Origin of the sequence: Bifidobacterium sp. B4079 (genome assembly GCF_026537385.1) — a bacterium.
In the GTDB taxonomy this organism is placed as follows: Bacteria; Actinomycetota; Actinomycetes; order Actinomycetales; family Bifidobacteriaceae; genus Bombiscardovia; species Bombiscardovia asteroides_I.
The window spans coordinates 107,561-124,590 of record NZ_JAFNMH010000003.1 but is presented as its reverse complement, the minus strand read 5'-3'; the positions used below and the strand labels follow the sequence as shown (position 1 = coordinate 124,590).

The 17,030-nt window shown below is 61.4% G+C and carries 12 protein-coding genes; 1 reads left to right on the top strand and 11 read right to left on the bottom strand.

The features are described 5' to 3' along the window. Window positions 1–171: 171 nt before the first annotated feature. From J3T95_RS07250 to J3T95_RS07240, 3 genes are all read right to left on the bottom strand, one after another. Complete coding sequence (locus J3T95_RS07250; RefSeq protein WP_267450951.1) at window positions 172–1,131, bottom strand: carbohydrate ABC transporter permease; 960 nt, start codon at window positions 1,129–1,131, stop codon at window positions 172–174. A 24-nt stretch (window positions 1,132–1,155) separates the two neighbouring features. Then, entirely contained in the window at window positions 1,156–2,091 is a 936-nt protein-coding gene (locus J3T95_RS07245) for an ABC transporter permease (RefSeq protein ID WP_258561581.1), read from the bottom strand. Between the two features lie 71 nt (window positions 2,092–2,162). Then, a complete protein-coding gene (locus J3T95_RS07240; protein ID WP_267450950.1) occupies window positions 2,163–3,809 on the bottom strand; it encodes an extracellular solute-binding protein in 1,647 nt (548 codons plus the stop codon). Window positions 3,810–4,101: 292 nt separating this feature from the next. Between J3T95_RS07240 and J3T95_RS07235 the strand changes: the two genes are divergently transcribed. Then, on the top strand, window positions 4,102–5,196 hold the full coding sequence (locus J3T95_RS07235; protein WP_267450949.1) for a LacI family DNA-binding transcriptional regulator: 1,095 nt from the start codon (window positions 4,102–4,104) through the stop codon (window positions 5,194–5,196). Here the strand turns inward: J3T95_RS07235 and J3T95_RS07230 are convergent. From J3T95_RS07230 to J3T95_RS07195, 8 genes are all read right to left on the bottom strand, one after another. Beyond that, entirely contained in the window at window positions 5,178–5,909 is a 732-nt protein-coding gene (locus tag J3T95_RS07230; RefSeq protein WP_267450948.1) for a hypothetical protein, read from the bottom strand. The two genes, J3T95_RS07235 and J3T95_RS07230, sit on opposite strands and share 19 nt — an antisense overlap. A 164-nt stretch (window positions 5,910–6,073) precedes the next feature. After that, window positions 6,074–6,955 carry a carbohydrate ABC transporter permease gene (locus J3T95_RS07225; protein WP_144178217.1) on the bottom strand — a complete coding sequence of 294 codons (882 nt, stop codon included), beginning with the start codon at window positions 6,953–6,955 and terminating at the stop codon, window positions 6,074–6,076. Beyond that, window positions 6,952–7,902: a carbohydrate ABC transporter permease gene (locus J3T95_RS07220; protein ID WP_267450947.1), complete on the bottom strand. Its 951-nt coding sequence runs from the start codon at window positions 7,900–7,902 to the stop codon at window positions 6,952–6,954. Before J3T95_RS07220 ends, J3T95_RS07225 begins: the two co-directional genes overlap by 4 nt. A gap of 111 nt (window positions 7,903–8,013) precedes the next feature. Continuing rightward, window positions 8,014–9,333: an ABC transporter substrate-binding protein gene (locus tag J3T95_RS07215; RefSeq protein WP_267450946.1), complete on the bottom strand. Its 1,320-nt coding sequence runs from the start codon at window positions 9,331–9,333 to the stop codon at window positions 8,014–8,016. A 229-nt stretch (window positions 9,334–9,562) separates the two neighbouring features. Further along, on the bottom strand, window positions 9,563–10,555 hold the full coding sequence (locus tag J3T95_RS07210) for a glycoside hydrolase family 43 protein (RefSeq protein ID WP_267450945.1): 993 nt from the start codon (window positions 10,553–10,555) through the stop codon (window positions 9,563–9,565). Window positions 10,556–10,694: 139 nt separating this feature from the next. Further along, window positions 10,695–13,529, bottom strand: coding sequence for a family 43 glycosylhydrolase (locus J3T95_RS07205; RefSeq protein ID WP_267450944.1), 2,835 nt, complete (start codon window positions 13,527–13,529; stop codon window positions 10,695–10,697). 157 nt (window positions 13,530–13,686) lie between these two features. Further along, entirely contained in the window at window positions 13,687–14,769 is a 1,083-nt protein-coding gene (locus J3T95_RS07200; protein WP_267450943.1) for a LacI family DNA-binding transcriptional regulator, read from the bottom strand. Next, entirely contained in the window at window positions 14,766–16,985 is a 2,220-nt protein-coding gene (locus J3T95_RS07195; protein ID WP_267450942.1) for a family 43 glycosylhydrolase, read from the bottom strand. The genes J3T95_RS07200 and J3T95_RS07195 overlap by 4 nt, the downstream gene beginning before the upstream one ends. Window positions 16,986–17,030: the final 45 nt, after the last annotated feature.

Genomic DNA, 17,030 nt, shown 5'->3' with positions numbered 1-17,030 from the left:
AAGTCCTCAGTGTCATAGCAGCAGATTCCCCCAAACCGGCTGCCCCCGGTCTTGATCTCGCCATAGGCCAGTCAGCGGCCGCCATCCTTCAGCATGCCCAAGGCGTGCAGCTGGGCCACAGACCCATCCGCTCGCCTGACTAGCTGCACACCAGGTATGAGGCTCACGGTCTCATCCCTTGACCGCGCCGATCATGACCCCTTTGTTGAAGTATTTTTGCAGGAAGGGGTAGATAATCAGCAGGGGCAGGGTGGAAACGATGATGACGCCATACTTGATCTGGTCAGCCAGCTGTTGCTGCTGCAGGACGTTCTGGCCGCCGTTGCCGGTGCCCATCTGGTTGGTCTGGTTAGCCAGCAGAATGGACTGGAGGACATTCTGCAGAGGCTCCTTGGCCTCCTGTCGGATGTAGATCAGGCCAGTGAAGTAGTCGTTCCAGTGGCCCACGAAGTAGTAGAGGCCGATGACAGCGATGATGGCCGAGCTTAGGGGGATGACGATCTTCATGAAGTAGCCGAAGTAGCCCAGTCCGTCGATTCGCGCCGCATCATGCAGGTCCTCGGGTATGGAGGTCTCGAAGAATGAACGGGCGATGATCAGGTTCCAGACGCTCAGGGCACCGGGCAGGATGAAGACCCACATGCTGTTGAGCAGGCCCAGCTGCTTGTATAGCAGGTAGTTGGGGATGAGCCCGCCGGCGAAGTACATGGTGAAGGTGAACAGGAAGAGCAGCACCCTGCGGGGCTTGAACTCCAAGCGTGACAGGGCGAAGGCCGCAGGCATGGTGACCACCAGGTTCAGAGCCGTGCCCAGGACGGCGTACAGGACCGTATTTCCATAGCCGGTCCAGATGCGGGCATCCTGAAAAACCCTCTGGTAGCCGGCCAGCGTGAAGCCCACGGGCCAGAGCGTGACCCGCCCCGAGGAGACTGCCCCCTGGTCGGACAGAGATGCGACCACGATGAACCAGAGCGGGTAGACGACCGCGAGAAGCGTGGCGGCCAGAAGCAGGGCTATGACGATGTCGACGGCCAGATCCCCAGGCTTCTGCTGCTGCCTGGTGTGCTTGTTCCACGGGATGGCCCCAGGGTCCGCCTTGGGTGCCGGTTGGGCGACGTTGCTGCTAGTCATGATGACCCTCCTTAACCTGCACGATCAGAAGATGCTGGTGTCGGTGACCCGCTTGGATATCCAGTTGGCCCCGACCAGGAAGACGAAGTTGATGACCGTGTTGAACAGGCCTATGGCCGTTCCGTAGCTGAATTGGAAAGATTGGATGCCGATCTTGAAGGTATAGGTGGATATGACCTCGGAACCCGGCAGGTTCATGGCGTTCTGCATCAGCCAGACCTTTTCGAAGCCGACCGAAAGCACAGAGCCCATGTTCATGATCAGGAGGACCACACAGGTGGGCATGATGGTGGGCAGGTCCACGTAGCGGATCAGCTGCAGCCGGCCTGCCCCGTCCATCTTGGCCGCCTCGTAAAGAGACAGGTCCACCGAGCTCAGGGCCGCCAGATAGATGATGGCGTTCCATCCGCAGTGTTGCCAGACCTCGCTAATCCAGTAGATGGGCGCCACGGCGCCGGGGCTGTCCAGGACGTTGTCCTTGCCCAGGAAGCGGCCGACCAGCCCGGTATTAGGCGTTAGGAAGATGTTGAGCATGGCCACGATGACCACAGTGGAAATAAAGTGAGGCATGTAGGTGATGGTCTGGGCGAATCCCTTGATCCGCTGCGAGCCGATCTGGTTGATCAGCAGGGCCAGAATGATAGGGGTGATGAACCCCAGGACCAGCGTCCCCAGGCTGATCTTGAAGGTGTTGATCATGGTGGAGGCAAAGAGGGGCGACTGGAAGAACTGCCGGAAGTACTGCAGCCCCACCCATCGGCCACCGGTCAGCCCCTTGGCGGGGACAAAGTCCCGGAAGGCCAGCTGGATGCCGTACATGGGCACGTAGGCAAAGAGCAGGGTGAAGCCCAGGGCCGGCAGGGCCATGAGCCAGAGCTGCCAGTATCGTCGGAAATGCCAGGCCAGCCGCCTATGCAGAGGCCAGGTTTTCCGCACCTTGTCGTTATCCACCACCTGCACGTCGCTACCGCGCTCGATCGCTTCCTTGTCCGCACGCACCTTCAACCTCCTTGCCAGCGGCGCCGGCCGGCTTACTTGACCTTGAGGGCCTTGTCGTAGGCCTTCTGCCAGATCGTGGTGTTCTGATCGATCTGATACTTCTTCAGATTGCTCTGGAAGTCCCGCCAAGCGGCATCATCCTGGACGCCCCCTTTGGCCAGCCAGTTGGAGACCACAGGCACGGCGTAGTTGAACAGGGCGGTGTTGTTGTTGGCCACAGTGTTCTGATCTGCCTCGCTGATACGCACATAAATAGGCATCATGTCCCGCTCGTGGTCGTAGTGCTTATACTGCTCCTCATAGGCCTTGTCCACGGCAGCCACATGGTCCATGCCCCGGTCGCCCTCGACAGTGACCGCATCAGGAATCCAGCCGGCCAGCCGGTCCTCCAGGGCCGGAATCCTGGCCGCGTCCTGGGCCTGGTGGAACTTGTCGGTGACATGGTAGGCGTGCGGTCCGGTCTTCTCCAGGTACTCATCAGTTAGGGAGCCATAGAGCTGCTGGATGGAGTACTTTTCGGAATAAAGCAGGTTGATGACCTTCAGCGCAGCATCCTTGTTAGCCGCATTTGCGGACATGGCCATGTGGTAGTCCTCAAAGCGGTTGGCCTCGCGCGAGCCGTCCCAGACCACCTTGTCGGCGGAAACCCCGTCGGCCGCGGGCACCGGGATGCTCTCATACTGCTGGGCCATGGCCGACCCGTAGGATCCCAGGGCAGAGTCGTCCCAGCCGAAGACCATGCCCACCGTGGCGGTCTGCCCGTCAGATTGGTTGCGGGCGTTGTACTTGTCTCCCTTGGCAGTGACCCAGTCCGAGGGGGCCCATCCCCTCTCGACCATCTCGCGGTAGAAGGCGATGACCTGACGGAACTGGTCGGTCTGCATCCAGTTGCCGACCTTCCCGTCGCGCAGATAGATCCCCTGCTGCGAGGGTCCTGAATTGAAATGGGTGACGATGCCGGTCGAATTCATCATCAGGAAGGGGCTCCACCAGTCGCCGATCTTGCCGGTGACCAGGGCCCGCGGGTTAAAGGCGATTTCGTCGGCCTTGCCGTTGCCGTTGGGATCGCGGGTCTTGAAAGCCTCCATGACCGTACGCATCTCATCCCAGGTGGTGGGGGCCTTGAGCCCCAGTTTTCCCAGCCAGACGCGGTTGATCATCAGATGCTGGCCCGAGGCCAGGAACCCCTTGGTGCGGCTGGATGGCAGAACACGAACCTTGCCGTCGACAGTGACGAACTTGCGGGCTGTGGGCTGCTCCTTGAAGAAGCGCTTGACATTGGGGAGCTTGTCCAGGTCATCGCCCAAGGGCTCGAAGGCCGAGGGGTTGCGGACGGCATCGTCCGGGTTGAAGGCCCTGATGTTCAGATCGTCGATCTCGCCAGCAGCCAGTGAGGCATTCTTCTGCTGTCCCCAGGCATCGTCGCTGACCTCGTGCCACTGAATGGAACAGCCGCAGTCGGCGGCCAGCTCCTTGGCCCAAGTCATGTCGGCCATCTTGGTTTCATTGGAATTTTTCACCACAAGAATCTTGACTATGGGCCGTCCCTTGTCATCGGTGGAGGAGCCCCCCCCCCCCCGCCACAGGCGGCGAGAGTGCCCGCCACGGCCAGCGCCGACAGCACGGCCAGGCCCTTCATCATGGTTGCCTTGGTTGTCATCATCAGTCTCCTTCTCCATTCCCGGCCCTTGAAAGGCCTGGCAAGCGGATCGGGTCATACTGGACCCCGGCTGCTTTGCCTACGCATACGTCTTTGCATACTTGCAGAGGGTGAAACCTGTCGTCATCCTATAGGAATCGTAACGATTTGATTATGCAATCCCCATTACCTCCTTGTCAAATCATTACTGTTGTTGGCGCGTTCAGCAGGTAGTAGACATAGAATTACTGCAACGATTCGATATGTAGGTCGCCCTATGGGACCAAACTTGACCCGTCGGTTCCTGGTCAAGTTCGCAAGGAGGCGAAGCGGTGGTAACACTCAAGGATGTGGCGGATGCCGCAGGCGTATCCCCATCGACAGCCTCTGCGGCCCTGCGCGGCATGGACATCGTCAAACCGCTTACACGCCGCAAGGTCATCAGGCAGGCCCAGCGCCTCCATTACTCCACCAACGTATCCGCTCGTGCCCTGCGCTCGGGCCGGTCGGGCATCTTCACCCTGATCGTGCCGGACCTGGAGAACGGCTACTATGCCAGGCTGGCCAACTCCCTGGCCAGCCGGCTCTTCGCCAAAAATCTGAAGCTGATCATCCAGGTCGGCCAGTACGACAAGGCCAAGGAGCTCCGCCAGATCCAGGAGCTGCGTTCTTCCATGTGCGACGGGCTCTTCGTCTGCTCCACCCACAACAGCGCCCGGGAAATCCAGCAGGTGGCCAACGGGCTGCCGGTCCTGCTCTTCGACGATATGAGCGCGCAGAACCAAGCCTGCTACGATTCCATCGAGACTCCCAGCAGGGACGGAATGACCGCAGCCATACGCCATCTGCATGCCTGCGGGCGCCGGAGGATCGGCGTGGTGGGCGGCCATCAGGGAGCTCTGAGCGCCAGCCACGCCCTGAGCGTGACCTTGCGGCGGAACCGCTATCGGCAGGCCCTGGACACCATGCAAGACCTGGGCATGGATACCTCCCAAGCCCTGGTCACCTGTGACTGGTCCACCCCGGCCGGACGGCGGACAGCACATGCCCTTGCTCGCCAAGGCATGCACTACGATGCCCTCTGCTGCATGAATGACGCCCTGGCCCTTGGCATCATCCGCGGCTTGGCTGAATGCGGACTGCGGGTGCCTGAGGATGTCGCGGTCACCGGTTTCGACGGGATTGAACCGGGAGCCTACTCCGTCCCCACCCTGACCACCGTGGCAGTGGATTTCACTGAGATGGCGCGGATGGCCATCTCCATGATGCTGGATCATGTGGGTCAGCAGGAGGGTCAGGAAGATTCGGACCGAACCCCTCGCAGAGTGATCGTGGGCTACCATCTGCTGGAGCGGGAATCCACCCTGGGAATCCATGTTGCAGACACGGTTCAAAGGGACCCGGGAACTCAGCCGAAATCCATATAGTCGACGAAGGCCCGGACGTAGGTTATGGTGTCGGCTACGTTGCTCAACCCCAGGATGGCGTGATCAGGCAGGCCGGGCACCTGCCTCCAGCGCGATGAGCGGGAGAGATCCAGTCCCATGGCATGGGACGGATTCGATACCTGCCGTCCCTTGGAGTCCACCAGAACGCCTTGGCTGGCTAACCGCCGCAGGTCACCGCCCTTCAATCCTTGCGAGGGCTTAGCCACCAGCCCGCGCTTACACAGAGTCGGAAAGAGGCCCGTCGGGGCGATCACCATGTTGATCTGTCCTGCAGTGACCCGGGTCAGGGCCTTGGCCGAATCGTCGTAGCCCTGGCCATTCAGCGTCAGGGTCGCCTCCATGTCCACCAGCCGGCCATCCTTGATTCCCCGGTCGCGCATGAATCCCTGTTTGATGCGGTCAAACCCCTCCTCATGGGCGCTCATGTTGAAGCCCTGAACTGAAAGAAGCGGGTCCGGCGGCCTGGTCAGTCTGGTGACGACCAGGCCGACCAGCAGGGCCAGTACCAGAGCGGCGGCCAGAATACCGGGAAGAAAGTGCTGGGCGAAATATGCCCAACGCTCATTCGGCGGCAATTGCCTGAAGATGGTCCACTTGGACTGTCCGGCATGGGGATCCTCCGATGCCAGAACCCCCAAGGCATCCTGCTGGTCGGAGCTCAGCCCATATTGATCGCCCTGACGCTCATCCATGCCTGACCTCCCCGTCCGCGACGCTCACCAGCCCAGTCTAGATCCAGAACGAACAAGGGGCCGACGGGGGTTGGTCATCCCCCGTCAGCCCCTTGGACACCAGGCGCAGTGGCCCACCCCTCAAAGGGCCCTGGGCCCGGTGCCGATAATGGTGGCCTCGTCGATCACTTGATACCGGTCATGGCGATGCCCTGCACGAAGCTCTTCTGGATGAAGAAGAAGATGATCAGCAAGGGCAGTGCCGAGATCAGGGCGCCTGCCATGACCACGCCATAGGGCGTGACCGAGGAGCCATGGCCGGTCAGCATGGCCAGACCGGCGGTGATGGTCCTTGTCTCCGGGCGGCTGGTCATGATCAATGGCCAGAGCAGGTCGTTCCAGTTGCCCATGAAGTTGAACATGGTCACTACCAGCACCGAGGACTTGGCGTTGGGCAGGATAATCTGCCAGAAGATGCGGAACTCGCCGGCACCATCGATGCGAGCCGCGTTGTCCAGATCTTTGGGCAGGGAGATGAAGAACTGCCGCATCAGGAAGATGCCGCCCACATCAGCCAGCCTGGGGATGATGATGCCCCAGTAAGAGTTGACCAGACCCATGCTTGCCAGCAGCTTGTAGACCGGGATCAGCAGGGCCATGCCAGGGATCATCATGGTGGCGATCAGGATTCCCAGCAGGAAGCCGCGCCCCTTGAAGTCGATCCTAGAGAGCCCGTAGGCGGCCAGGGAGTCGAAGAAGACCGAGAAGACCGTCACAGCACCGGCGAAAATCACTGTGTTCATCAGCTGCTTGCCGATGGGCATCCGCTGGAAGAGCGAGGTGTAGTTGTCCAGGGTGAATGAGGAGGGAATCACCTTGGGTGGCCATGTCTGGGTCAGCTTGTTGGGTGTAAAGGAGGTGATCAGCACGATCAGCAAGGGGAAGATGATGATCACCGTCATCAGGATCAGCAGGAAGTAGGTCAGGACCCTGGCCACCATGTGTCGGGCATGGGCCCTCCTGAGCAGCTTATCGTGCTCGATTGCGGTAGGAGTCGACTGGCTCATCCGATTTCCTCCTTCTCATGCTTGTTGTTCCAGACCAGCTGGATAACGCCGATGATCAGCGTCATGATCAGCAGGACATAGGACAGGGCCGACGCATAGCCCATCTTGCCGTTGCCAAAGGCCTCGGTGTAGATGCGGTAGACGATGGTCTCCGTGGCGCGGTCGGGGCCTCCGGATGTCAGGATGAAGACCTGGTCGAAGACCTGGAAGGATCCGATCAGTCCGAAGATGACCACGTAGTTAAAGGTGGGCATCAGCCCTGGCAGGGTGATGTGCAGGAAGCGCTGCCAGGCGTTGGCTCCATCCAGGGAGGCCGCCTCGTACAGGTCCGGGTTGATCCCCTGCAGGCCGGCCAGGAAGATGACCATGAAATAGCCGAAGTTCTTCCATACGGTGATGAAAATGATGGTGGCCAGGGCCGTGGACTTGGTTCCCAGCAGATCCATGTGCTGGATGCCGAAGAGCACCTTGCCCCAGTAGGGTATGAGACCCAGTGATGGCGAGAGAAGGAAGCTCCAGGCGATGGAGGCCACAGTCAGCGAGATGATGTAGGGCATGAACAGGCAGGTGCGGAAGAAGCCGACCCCCTTGATGTCCTTGCGGTTGAGCAACAGGGCGAAGGCCAGGGCCACGATGACCACCAACGGCGCGTAGACGACCGCGTAGATGACCGTGTTGCGGAAGTCGGTCCAGAAGTCCGCGTTGGTGAAAAGCTCGACGTAGTTGCGCAGACCGACGAAGATGCCCTTGCGGTTGATGCGGTCGGTAGTCAGCGAGGTGAAGAAGGTCTTGATGGTCGGGTAAAAGACGAAGACCGACAGGACGATCAGGGCCGGGGCTATGAAGCTAAGCCCGATCCGGATATTGCGCCTGGAAAGGGTCTTCTTGTTGTCCTTGATGACCTCGTCGGCGCCCTGCGCGGGTGGGATCCCAGTGGTAGTGGACATAGGTACTCCAAAGTGTCGCCCGGACGCCGGGCCCGGGCGACGGTCAGCCATGAGGGACCGGCCGACGGCGCTGCAGGCCGCCAGGCCGGCTCCTCAGGGGCGGATGTTCAATCAGTCCTCAGCCTTGTACTCATCCAGATACTTCTGGATTTTGTTGGAGGCTTTGGATAGCGAGGCGGAAATGTCATCGTCAGTGCGGGCGGTGTTCTGGGTCACCGAATCCAGGGTGGACGAGATATCCGCGAAGCCGCCCTTGAGGCCGGCAATGCCGATGTAGGAGTTGTCCGTATTCTCGGAGACCTTGGCGATCAGGGGGCGCTTGGAGAGCTCGTCGGTGGTCACGGTCTTGTTGTTGGGCGGATAGGCGGAGCCCAGCGACCACATGACCTGGTTGTCATGGTTGTTGTAGTACTTGAAGAAGGCGTAGATGCCCTTCTTCTTGGCCTCGTCCTTGACCTGCGAGGTGACCCACCAATACAGACCGGTGCAACCGGTGTTGGAGCCCTTCTTGCCGTCGGGGTAGACATAGGTGCCGTCTCCGTTGGGCACGGGGAACAGATCGTGCTTGATGCCCTTGTCGGTGGCTGCCTGGTCCTCCCAGGGGCCGACAATGACCATGGCCGACTGGCCGGACTCGAAGGACTCGCGTGCAGCGGTGTCATCCATGCCGGTCTTGGAGTAACCACCCTTGTAGAACTCGCGCATCTTCTGCAGGAAGGCCTTGTTCTGCTCGGAGTTGATGGTGACCTTGCCCTTGGTGCTGTACAGGCCGGTGCCGTTGCCCTTCATGAAGGCTGCCCACCCCGAGTCGGACAGGGCCATGCCGTACTGGGAACCGTCACCCTTGGTCAACTTCTTGGCCACATCCAGGAGCTGGTCCCAAGTCTTGGGATAATCCTGCTCGGTCAGGCCGGCAGCCTTCCACATATCGGTGTTGTACCAGACGGTAGTGGGCGCGTAGCCCATGGGAACCGCGCACTGCTGCTTCTTGCCATCGATGGTGAACTCGGTCTGCTTGGTCACGTTGGGCAGGTAGTTCTTGGTCTCGTTGGAGGGATCGTCATAGAAGTCCTGCACGCACTGGAAGGTGCCGTCTATGGACCAGCCCTGGCCGTTGTCGGCGCCGGTGGTGACGAAGTCCGGGCCGTCGCCCGAGGTGACCTTGGTGACCATGGTCTCGCCGATGGTGCTCCAGGGCTGCAGCTGGGCGTCGATGTGGTACTTCTTCTGGGACTTGTTAAAGTTCTCGACGATCTTCTTCAGAGTCTTGCCATCGGCCTCGGAGAATCCGTGCCACATGACGATGTTGGTAACGCCGTCCTTGCCCTTGGCATCCTTGCCACCACTGCCGGAACCGCAGGCCGAGAGCCCCACGGTGCTGAGCGTGGCGAGCGCGATCGCGGCTACCGCAGCCTTTCTGATTGCCTTCATTGTCTCTGTCCTTTCGACATCAAGCAACGGTTACAAAGGAACCGATGACGGCCGAAACAACCATGTCCTGCCCATCTGGTCCAATGGCTTGCATCGCCTGGTCACGCTCCCAGATACGTGAACGTAGCCCACGCCTTTGTAAACCGACATCTTTCTAACGTTGCAAATGATATATTACTCTCTTCTCCAACGATGTACAAGCGTGTCGGGCATAGCCCGGTTATGCCGCTCAATGGCTGCCATCGGGAGGCAGGATCTGGCGGCTCGTCGGGGTCCACCGATCATCAGGCAGCGGTCGTCCGAAGTCCGGGCCGTGGTCGGTCCAAGTGACCAGCCCAACCCTGGCATGGCGGTTGGGATCGAAGAGGGGATCACCCTCGATATGTGTGTAGTTGCGAGCATGATAGATCATCAGGTCCTGGCTGCCATCCTCGCTGACTGTGAAGCAGTTGTGGCCGGGCCCATACTGATGGTTCTCCTCAGCCGTTTTGAAGACGGGGTGATCGCTCTTGGTCCAGCTGGCAGGATCCAGCAGGTCGGCATCCTCACAGGCGGTCAGCATGCCCACCGCGTAAGGGACCCCGGTGCCCGAGGCCGAGTAGGTCAGGTAGATCATGCCCTGGTGAAGCATGACAGCCGGGCCCTCGTTGACCTTGAAATCAATGCATTCCCAGTCGTATTCGGGCTTGGAGAGCAGGACAGGATCAGTGGCCAGGGTCCAGGGATTGGCCATGCGGGCGATGTAGAGATTGGAATTGCCCTCGATGGCTGGATCCTTCTGGGCCCAAATCAGGTACTGGCTGCCCCCGATCACCGCTGTGGTGGCATCCAGGGAGAAGGAGTCGATCGGGGTGTGGATTTGCCCCTTCTCGATCCACTCGTCATCCATGGGATCTTTGCCGGTATTCTCCAGCACATACATGCGATGGGTGGGCAGATCGGCGGAGCCGAAGTCCTCCTCGGCAGCCGCGAAGTAGATATACCAAGCCCCATTGATCCGGTGGAGTTCGGGCGCCCAGATATACCTGCTCATGGGGCCGGACTCGTGCTTGTGCCAGATGGTGCGCTCAGGGGCGGCCTGCAGGTCGTCCAGCCTGGCGGCGGCGCGCAGGATGATTCTGTCGTAGGCCGGGTAGGAGGCGGTGAAATAGTAGAGGTTCCTATGCCTGATGACCCAGGGATCGGCCCGCTGGAGTACCAGGGGATTGTGGTATGCGCTCATCATGTGTTCCTATCACGAAGACGGAGGTACTGGTCTATATGACCAATATACAACGTTGAATATCAGCGAGCTGCCCACCCTCCGCCGGGCGCTCGAATTCGAAGGCGGAGGGCGGCTTGGGCAGTGGGCCCGGTCGGGTTCAGCCTTGGGCTCGGCGAATGGCAGTGAACACCAGTGCGCCCAGACCCAAGACAAGGGCCGCGGATGCGGCTGCGGCGGGAGCCGACAGGGCCGATCCGGCCGAGGGAAGACGACCGGCCTTGCCTTCCTTGCCGGACCGACCTGCAGGTGCACGAGTGGAGTCCGTGGTGGGAACAGTCGCATGACCGCTATCGCCATCGGGCTCCTCTTGAACCTTGGGACCGGCCAGGGGACGCGAGCCCCAGATGGCCGCGGCACCTGCTGCCTGGGAGACATCGGCACCGGCATCGGTGAAGACATCGCCGCCCAATCCTGAGAAGAAGACGACCGGATGGCCCTGCTCATCAAGCTGTCGGCCCAGCCTGGCCCGATAGACGCCGTGCAACAGAGTGCCCGGATCCGCCGAATCCACCTTGATGGTCAGATCGCCACCAGTCGCCGTCCAAGAGCCCTGCACCTGGCCGCCCAGCCGACCGCCAGCCAGCAGGCTCACTGACACGGACCGGTAGATTGCCGGGCTGAGCAGGCCGGATCCCGCATAGTAACGGACCGGATCATGGACCACCACCTGGTAGTCGCCGACCACCTGGCTGGAGGAGACCCTGCCCACCGGATTCCGGTATTCGAAGGGCGTCATGACCAGCCATCCGTCAGGGGTCTGGACCATCTGCTTGACCCGGACCTGATGTTCCTCCAAGTTGCCCTCAGCGCGCACGAAGCGAGTATGGTAAACGTTAAAGACGCGATCCTCGTCAATCAACAGCGCATTGCCTCCCTGGGAGGTCAGCACCTGGTCCTGTCCAGGCTGGACGACGGAGGAGTCGATCCGCAGACCCCGGTTGGCATCCAGATCGTTCATTGCACGCCCATAGACGGCCGGCTTGCCGTTCTGGTCCATGTAGGGGCCGGTAATGGAACGGGAGCGGAATTCACGCATCTGGTAGCCCCCGGTCTGCCCGAGTCCGCCGTAAGAAAGCATCAGATACCACCAGTCACCCTGACGGACCAGGGCGGTGCCTTCGCCTGAGTTGCCGAAGCCTCCGGCGAGTTTGTGTCCGTAGTAGGCGTCGGACTGGTTGGCCTGGGTGGGGTAGGTGGTGGAGTAGTCGCGCAGGCCGGTCTTGGGGTCCAGCCGGATCATCCAGATGCCGCCGAACCAGGAGCCGAAGCTCATCCACAGGCCCCCCTGCCCGTCATCCTTGACACAGGCGTCAATCGCATTGATGCCCGTATCCGTAAGGCTGGCATAACGCGACAAATCGGCATTGGGGCCCAGCACCTTGGGAACGTCAGTAGCCTCCACGTTGGACTTCTGGAAGCCGGAGTAGACCACTGGGCCCACCAGGCTCCAGTCCCCCTCGATGTCGTCGGCCGTCAGCAGGACGATGACCGACTTCTGGAAGGGGAACCCTCCCCCGTTCAGGCTCAGGTACATGCACCACTTCTTCATGGTGGCGTTGTAGTAGACCTCGGGCGCCCACATGTTGCCGGTCACGTCCGGGTTGGAGGACTGCTTGGGCCATGCCTTCCAGACAGGATCCAGAATGCGCTGGTAATCCCGGCTCAGATTGTTGGTGAATGGCTCCCAATGCTTGAGGTCGGTGCTGCGGGCCCAGGCCCGATGCGAGCCGAAGACATAGTAGCGCCCTCCGGCCTTGACCACGGAAGGGTCATGCACAGAGACGCGCGAGTAGGCGTTCTGACCGTCCTTGGATGTGCCCCTGACAATAAGCCGGTAGTCCTGCTGGATGGCTTTAGCGTCTCGGGAGGACCTCGAGGCCTTGCTCGCTTGCAGCCGGGCCGTCAGCGTGATTGGGACATCCCGCTTGCCGGGGACCACATGGGCCCTCCCGGTGGCAGCATTGACACTGACTGTTCCAGGCGCAGAAGAGGTCCACCCCACCGAGGCGACAGTAGTTGAGACCGGCAGGTTGAAATCACCGTCTACGGCTGCGGGAACCGCCAGTGATGCGGCCTGCTGGTTGATCAGATCTCCAAGGTCCTCCGAGGGCAGGGTGGCGACGATCTGGTCGGCATTCAGGGCCTGCGGATAGACGGCAAATGACTGCACTGCGCCATGGAAGAGGGCGTCGCCTATGCCGGGGTATCGGGACTGGCCGATTACGTTGTGGCGGTGGTCTCCAAAGGCGGCGGGATTGACCGTGGCCTTGCCCTCAGCCACCTGCAAACCGTTGATATAGAGCCGAACCATGTTGTTCTTGCCGTCGATGGTGGCGGTCAACGTGGAGAAGCGGTCATTGGGCAGGTTCTTGGATGCCGGCAGATATGTCTCGCCTTGGCCGTTGGCCTTGGAAGTGATGGAGGTGTACAGGGAGGTATGGGTGGAGGCGGTCCAGGAGCCGACAGCCTGCTGGCCGGTCCCCCCTAGCGACCAGAGATAGGTCCAGGGGCCTGAGGCGTTGAACCGGTCGTTGCGCACGCGGATGGACACCGTGGCGCTGGCGTGTCCACTCAGTATGTCATCGGGAAGCTTGACATAAGTGGATCCATCGAACAGGAGCGCATCGTCGTTCTTGGCCGCCCCTGTCGGCCGGCCATCGGCATCCAGGATGCGGGCCGGGCCAAAGGATGAGCCTGTGACAGTATTGTTTGCCTCCTTGGCTCCTGCGGCAAGGGCTGAAAAATCGTAGCCGAGCAGGGGCTGCGGCTGACTGGCGGACATCCTGGTTGTAGCGCTGCCATCTGCTGGGGACTGATCCGCCCAGGCTGGAGACGCGACTGTGCCGCCCGCCAGTATCATGCCCACGAGGGCCGCCGCTGCAACCCCTCCTCGGCTCCGTCGTCCTGCGTCTGATGACGATTGATGACGCATGTTCACACCTTTCCACATCGGCATCGGAGCGGCCGCGCTCCGACCGGCAGGCCTCCATGGCCCGCCGGTGCCGCATCAAATCATTCGAGAACGTCTTCAGTATATTATAACGTTAGAAATTCAGAAATCCAAGACACCCGAAAAAGCACATCAGCGATCAGACGGCGATCTCGTTTCCGGGTAGGGCACGGGTTGAATTGCGGACCACCAGCGAGGAGGATACCTTGCGGAAGACGTGCTCGCCCTCTTTGGTGTTCAGCGGCTGGACCCCATTGATCCTGTCCTTGAGAACACGGACCGAGAGCCTGGCCACGGCCTTGAGCCCGGGCGAGATGCTGGTCAACGAGGGCGACAGATACTGAGAATCATCGGAATTGTCGAAACCGATTACCGAGATGTCGTCCGGCACCGACATGCCATGCATTTGTATGGAATGCAGAACCCCTGCCGCCAGCATGTCGTTCAGGGCCACCACCCCGTCGGGGACAATGCCCTGGTCCAGCAGGGCATTCATGGCGTTGACCCCGTCGACGCGATGCCACATGCGCGATGGGGCCACCAACCGGGGATCGTAGTCCAGGCCGGCCTCCTCAAGACCCTGTCTGTACCCTTCCAAGCGAAGAGCAGCCGAACCAAGCTTCTCGCCGGGATGGGTGCCGATGACCGCCACCCGACGGCAACCAGTGTTAATCAGATAGGCGGTGGCGTGCTTGGCGCCCTCCACGTTCTCCGTGGCCACATGATCAAACTGATCGCTGAAGATCCGCTCCCCCACAACCACCAGAGGATAGTCCACCCGCAGCTGGTCCAGATCGTCCATGCCCAGCTCCAGCGGGCTGTAGATGAGGCCGTCGATCATGGATCGCTGGGAGCCGTGCAGAGCCTCGATTTCACCCTCGCGCGAGTAGAGGGTGGGCTCCACCAGAACCCGCATGCCCAGCTTCTTGGCCTCCTCGATGACCAAGGAGGAGAGCTGAGCGAAGTAAGGCATTGCCAGATCAGGTATGGCCAAGGAGATCATCCCCGTGAAGCCCAGCCGCAGGTTTCTGGCCGGCACATTGACCCGGTAGCCCAGCTCCTCTATGGCCTTGTTGACCTTGCCTCTAGTAGCCTTGGAGACGAATTCATAGTCATTGACCACATTGGAGACGGTCTTGACCGACACTCCTGCGGCCTGGGCCACATCCTTCATAGTCGGGGTGGAACCACGTCCTGTGCCGGGGGAATCGGCTAAACTCATAAGACCCTAACCTCCAAGGTTACCGTGGCACGGGTGGGGTCGAGCTCCTCATCCGTTTGCATATCCAATACGGGCATCCCCTCAGCGGACCAATGTACCCGTCGTACCTGACTGTCGCGGCCAAGGTAGCGGTCCTGGTCATGCTCGGCATTGTGGAAAACGTAGATCATGGTGCCGTCTTCGTCCTGGGACCACATACCGTGGCCGGTGCCCAGCTGCCAATGGCCATTGTACTTCCCGGACTTCTGCAATGGGTAGTCCAGCTTCTTCCACACGCCGGGATCGCATAGATCGGCCCCAACACCGGCCGGCGCGGTCACCAGTCCGGTGGTGTAGTCGATGCCCACCAGGGAGCCGGAATAAATTAGGAAGATCAGGCCGTCGTGGATCACGGCATTGGGCCCCTCAGCAATCATGTTGTCCCAGGCGAACTCGGGGACGATGATCTGGCGTGGCGTGCTGGTCAGACGGTCGGGGCGGGCAGGGTCGAAGGCGGCGATCCAGACCGAGCCCAGCTGCTGCCAGGCGTAATACCAGCGGCCGGTATCGTGCAGGACCGTCATGTCCAGGCTGATGCGCTGGATGGGGTTGAGAGGGGTGCCTTCGGCCCGCAGAATGGGTCGGGGGCTGTCCCAGTTCTCAGGCTGGCGAGGGTCCAGATCCCGGCCCTGGTCGTCGCGGCGCAGCTGCATGATATGGCAGCAGCCCGTCCACATGTCCGGCTTCCCGGCCCGATCGTTGGCGGTCCCGTCCGGGTTGGTCCGCGGACCATCGAAGCAAGGCATGAAGAGGATGGAGAGCCTGCCTCCGATCAGATGGATCTCCGGGGCCCAGAAACAGCCGGTCATGACTCGGCCTTCGCTGTTGCGATCGCCCCTGCGCAGCAGGTCCACCTCCTTTTCATGACCGCCGGCCTGATCGCTCAGGCCTTCGATGGTGTCAGCGACCCGTAGGGGCATGTGCGTGTGCCCGTTCAAGGGGTCGACGCAATTGCCATCCGCATCCTCGGTGGCGATGAACATGAACAGGCGCCGGCCCCTCCAGGACCAGCGGAAAATGGAGGGATCGGCACGTTGCCGAGCGAAGGGGACCGGGTAAGCCGTCTGCCGGACCCGTCCGCCTATCAGCCTGGTCTCTCCATGATTCAGACGACCCAGGGCCAGGTCACTGGCCAGACGATCCAATTGGCTCTGATCCCAGTCCACCCCGCGCAAGGCGGCAGACCCATCGCTGTAGAGGAGCCGTGCCTGGGCCTGCCGGGCCGACTCCAGACCGTCGCCTCGGAACACCTGAACCGGATCCACTTTCACGCCGGTGTTATAGATGCGGCCGAACCGTTCCAGCAGGCCACGCTCGCAATCGGCGCGGATCAGCACCACATTGCCGGCCAGAATGCCCTTCATGCCGCAGTCCTCCTCCAGAGCGCGCCGCCGGTCCATGGACAGGGGGTCGCCCTGGACCAGAGAATCGTCATCCTCCAGGATCTTCATGTCGGCCACCATGCCCATCCGCGTCGGGTCGTCCACCGTGGCCGTGCACAGCCGCCCGCGGTCGTCGTCCCAGTAAAGCCGGCAGCCCTGGCCATCGTCCAGAAGCCGCGCCCTGGGCCGGTGGACCCCATGAGCGCCCAGGATATGGACCTGTGGCAGCCGTCGGTAGGTCAGCAGGTCCGGCGAAAGAGCCGTCAGGAAGGAGTCGGCCTGGGAGCCGTCCGATCGGCCGCCCCTGGCCACCCTGGTGGCCAGAATGACGAAGGCGCCGTCCCTCAGGGGCAGCAGGAAGGGGTCGATCAGGCTCTTGAGGACCAGATCCTGCCCTGGAACCACCGCCAGTTCCTGGGCCGCCTGGGATGCCTGGCCATCGTCGACATTGTCGTCGCCATCAGCATTGGACCCTTCGCCTTGATGAGCGTCCAGTCCAGGGTTGTGCCCGCCCTCTTGCGGTGCTGCCTCGCCTGGCAGGGCGGCCCCGGCCGTGCAGGCCCCACGGGCACTATCCGGCACAGACTTGGTGGGCACAGCAGCAGCGAAGAAGATGCCGTAGCCGCCGTTCAGGGGCTCCCAACGGCCGGTCGCCCGCGATCGCAGGGCCAGGTGCATGCTCAGAGCGACATCTTCGTTGTTGGCCTCCTGCCGATCAGTGGGACGCCGGGTGTAGCACATGAGCGCAACCCCATCCCCAGATTCTCGTCCACCGTCCAGAACATCCTCACCCATGACGATTCCTTCCATCCGGCTTGCCGGCTTCAACGCCGACGACTA